This is a genomic window from Sulfitobacter sp. L-8 (assembly GCF_056859255.1).
Genome location: NZ_JBSXOD010000001.1, coordinates 1 through 3,681, shown reverse-complemented (window position 1 = coordinate 3,681; position 3,681 = coordinate 1). Strand labels below are relative to the sequence as shown.

Genomic DNA, 3,681 nt, shown 5'->3' with positions numbered 1-3,681 from the left:
TACCGGGTGACTTCGGAAAGAAGGGCTCAAGGCGCGCCATCTGCGCATCCGTCAGCCAGAAAAGATCAGACATGTTCACCGCTCGGTTTTCGAACCGTGAATCACGCCCCTACGCGGAAATCAATGGGTCCTGACCCTAGGGATTTTAGGGTTCTTGTTGCAAGCACTCCCCAAGCAAGACTGGAAACTCTGGCCTTCGAAAAATCGCGACCTGTCCAATGATCACTGCCGCAGTTCAATCTTGGCGTTCCGCCGTCATCCCCTCCTGAGAGTTTCGATGCAGAAAGGGCAAGAGCAGCGCGGAATTTATCGGTGTGGCTGGCAAATTCATGTCGAGAAACCCCGCCAGTAGTCCGGTCAATCCTTTTCCACCTGCTGAATAGGCCTGAACAAATCGAGCTGGGCGATCTTCAAGCGCACCGCTCCCCCATTCCAAGATCGTTGCCGAACCATCAGCGCCTTCACTGGCCGATGATTGTGTGTGTCCGGGCCGAAAGGCCCTGAGTGGTTCGGGGCCTCCTTGAAACAAGAGGAGGAGTGCCATGAAACTCGTCTCACGATTTGAAGCGGCATCCCGCAGCACGGCAGAATTGCATGGTCTTCTGACCAAAGCGTTCAACGCCTTTGCAACAGCACCGCGCGGTAGCGATCAGCGCCGCGATGCGCTGGCATCGATGCGCAACATCGAGGATGAACTGGCGACCCGTTCGCCAAGCATCTGATCTCATGCGGCTGGCCACATGGTCAGTCGCTTTTTTCGTCGTTTCGTGCGCGTCATAGGCTTTCATGATCTCCAGATCATACTTATGTTTTATGCCCCGCAGATCATAAGTGTCATTTATGCCCTATAGATCATATTGACATTTTATGACTTAAGGATCATACTGGGCTGTAAGGAGTTACAGATGAAGAACCTGGCACGCACACCAAACGATATCGGGCACGCCATCCGCCAAGCCCGTAAGGCAAAGAAGCTGACGCAGAAAGAGCTCGCTGAGCGTAGCGGCGTCTGGCAGGAGACGATTTCCAAGGTTGAGAACGGCTTATCCGGCACCAAGCTGGAAACCCTCTTCGATATCTTTGCCGCGCTTGATCTTGAGATTCTGGTGCAAGGGCGCAGCAAGGGCTCGGCTGAAAGCTTCGAGGACATCTTTTAAGATGGGACGCAAACGAAGCTATCCACCGCTGAATGTCTTTCTGAATGCGCGCCATGTCGGCCAGCTTTTGCGGGAAAGTACGGGCGCGATCAGCTTTGTCTATGATAAAGACTGGCTGGCATGGGAGCACAGGCTCCCTGTCTCACTTTCCTTGCCGCTCCGTGAAGACCGCTATATCGGCGCACCCGTCATGGCCGTTTTCGAAAATTTGCTGCCGGATAATGATGGAATACGGCGGCGCGTTGCGGAGCGCGTTGGCGCGGCGGGCACGGACGCCTATAGCCTGCTCAGTGAAATTGGCCGGGACTGTGTGGGCGCGCTGCAATTCTTGCCAGACGGCGAAGCGCCGCAAGCCGCCGATGATCTCACCGGCCATGCGGTCAGTGAGACGGACATCGAAGCGTTGCTAGGTGAACTGGATGTCGCACCGCTCGGCATCAGGAGAGAAAAGGACTTCCGGATATCGGTGGCAGGCGCGCAGGAAAAAACCGCCCTTCTCTGGCATGACGGCAAGTGGTTAGAACCTTCGGGCACCACACCGACAACACATATCATCAAGCCGCAGATCGGGCGGCTCCCGAACGGCATGGATTTGTCGAACAGCGTCGAAAACGAGTATCTGTGCCTGAAACTGATGGAAGGCTTTGGCCTGCGCGCCGCAAATGTCGAGATGTCCAGCTTCGGTGCGCGCAAGGCTCTTGTTATCGAGCGGTTTGACCGCCTCTGGACGAAGGGTGGCCGTCTCATCCGCTTGCCGCAAGAAGACTGCGCGCAAGCCCTATCAGTGCCGCCGACACAGAAATACCAGAATGAAGGCGGGCCAAGTATCGCAGATATCATGGGCCTTCTGCTCGGAAGTGACGAACCTGCGCAGGACAGGATGGAATTCTTCAAAGCCAACATCTTGTTTTGGCTGAGCGGCGCCACCGATGGGCATGCCAAGAATTTTAGCCTTGCCTTGCTACCAGGTGGCCGTTTTCGGATGACGCCGTTCTATGACGTGCTGACCGTGCAGCCCAGTGTTGATGACGGCCAAGTGCAGCGCAAGGACTTCAAGCTGGCGATGCGCTTTGGCAAATCAAATCACTACAAGGTCGGCGATATCATCGGGCGTCACATTATGGAGACGGGCGTTGAGTCCGGCCTATCCCGCAAAGCCATTGCCGACATTTTTGAAAACTTCCATACATCGGCGCAAACCGCGATGGACAAGACTTTCTCTGCGCTTCCCGTAGGGTTTCCAGAAGTGCTTGTCACTTCGATCCGCAGCGCGGTCTTGGACCGGCTGCGCCACCTCAAACCTTGAGCACGCGATCAAGGTTTGCATGAAGGGCGTTTTGCTCAACCCGATTGAGCAAATCCACATGCATCCAAAACATGGATTTTCCGCCCGCCAACTGGCGGGCGAAATTTTCTGACTGTGGAGCCGCCTTAAGCGGCGGCTCCTTGCTGCGCTTCCTCAATGACAGGCTGACACCCATGCAAGAAATCAGCGCCGCGCTGCGCATGGGCGGCGGCGGAAAAGATCGCCCGCTTGTCTTCCTTCAACACCTTGAGCCAGCTCTGAATATAGGCGGCGTGATCGCTTCGCACCTCCGGTGTCAGTTCCAGATCGGCGCATAGAAACGCCGCGCCCAACTCGGCAACAAGTTCCTCGCGGGCGAAGCCTTCATCGCCCCACTTCTTGCGCCCAAATTCACGATCAAAACGGCTCTTGTGCTTGTTCCAATGCGTGAGCTCATGCGCAAGCGTGGCATAGTACGCTTCAGGACTACGAAATGTTTCGAATTGCGGCATCTGCACATGATCGCTGCCGCCTGCATAGTGGGCGGAATTGCCCCCTTGCCTGATATCAGCGCGGGTGTGAGCAAAAAATTCTTCCGCATGATCGATCCGCGACGCTGGATCAATGATCGGCTCGGGCTTGGAATAGTAGTGCTCGGGCAAGCCTTCGATCTGATCGACGTTGAAAACGCTATAGCCTTTCATGAACGGAATCTTTCGCTCTTCGTCCTGTCCGTTCTCGCCCTCTTCGGTCTTAGTGATGGTGTTCGCATACACGACCAGATTGCCGCGCTCACCCTTTTTCACATGCGCACCCAGCTCCTTGGCTTGGCGGAATGTCACCCAGTACGGGGAGAAATATCCGGCCTCAACAGATGCACCCCACAGCATCAAAATGTTGACCCCGTTATAGGGCATGCCGTTGTGCCGTAGCGGTTTGGCGATCTTGCCTTCCAGATTGCCGCCGCTCCACGGCTTGAGCCAGCTCAACTCTCCTTGCTCCAGATCAGCGATGATCTTGTCTGTTACTTTCTGATAAATGTCCTTTTTCATGGGTCTTTTCCCTTCATTGGATAGTCAGTTGCGCATGCAGCTGGAGTAGGGTCAGGACACATAGCCAGAAGATGACGACGGCTGCGAGTGCGATGGCGGACAGGAAGACCTTCGGGCATCTGTCGTACCGGGTTGCAACGCGCCTCCAATCCTTCAGCCTGCCGAACATGATTTCGATCCGGTTGCG

The 3,681-nt window shown here is 55.6% G+C and carries 5 protein-coding genes; 3 read left to right on the top strand and 2 right to left on the bottom strand.

The genetic code is table 11. The features are described 5' to 3' along the window. Nucleotides 1-542: 542 nt before the first annotated feature. The 3 genes from AC13DE_RS00025 (at nucleotide 543) to AC13DE_RS00015 (ending at nucleotide 2,463) form a co-directional block, all read left to right on the top strand. Complete coding sequence (locus tag AC13DE_RS00025) at nucleotides 543-722, top strand: hypothetical protein (RefSeq protein WP_483046614.1); 180 nt, start codon at nucleotides 543-545, stop codon at nucleotides 720-722. A 183-nt stretch (nucleotides 723-905) separates the two neighbouring features. Beyond that, a complete protein-coding gene (locus tag AC13DE_RS00020; protein WP_483046613.1) occupies nucleotides 906-1,157 on the top strand; it encodes a helix-turn-helix domain-containing protein in 252 nt (83 codons plus the stop codon). A gap of 1 nt (nucleotide 1,158) precedes the next feature. Next, complete coding sequence (locus AC13DE_RS00015) at nucleotides 1,159-2,463, top strand: type II toxin-antitoxin system HipA family toxin (protein WP_483046612.1); 1,305 nt, start codon at nucleotides 1,159-1,161, stop codon at nucleotides 2,461-2,463. A gap of 125 nt (nucleotides 2,464-2,588) precedes the next feature. On the opposite strand, the gene AC13DE_RS00010 is transcribed toward AC13DE_RS00015, so the two are convergent. Both AC13DE_RS00010 and AC13DE_RS00005 read right to left on the bottom strand, forming a co-directional pair. Then, the gene (locus AC13DE_RS00010) at nucleotides 2,589-3,494 is read right to left on the bottom strand and encodes an ArdC family protein (RefSeq protein ID WP_483046611.1); all 906 of its coding nucleotides are present in this window, start codon (nucleotides 3,492-3,494) and stop codon (nucleotides 2,589-2,591) included. Nucleotides 3,495-3,507: 13 nt separating this feature from the next. Continuing rightward, nucleotides 3,508-3,681: transposase (locus AC13DE_RS00005; protein ID WP_483046615.1), on the bottom strand; the 174-nt coding region annotated here is incomplete at its 5' end.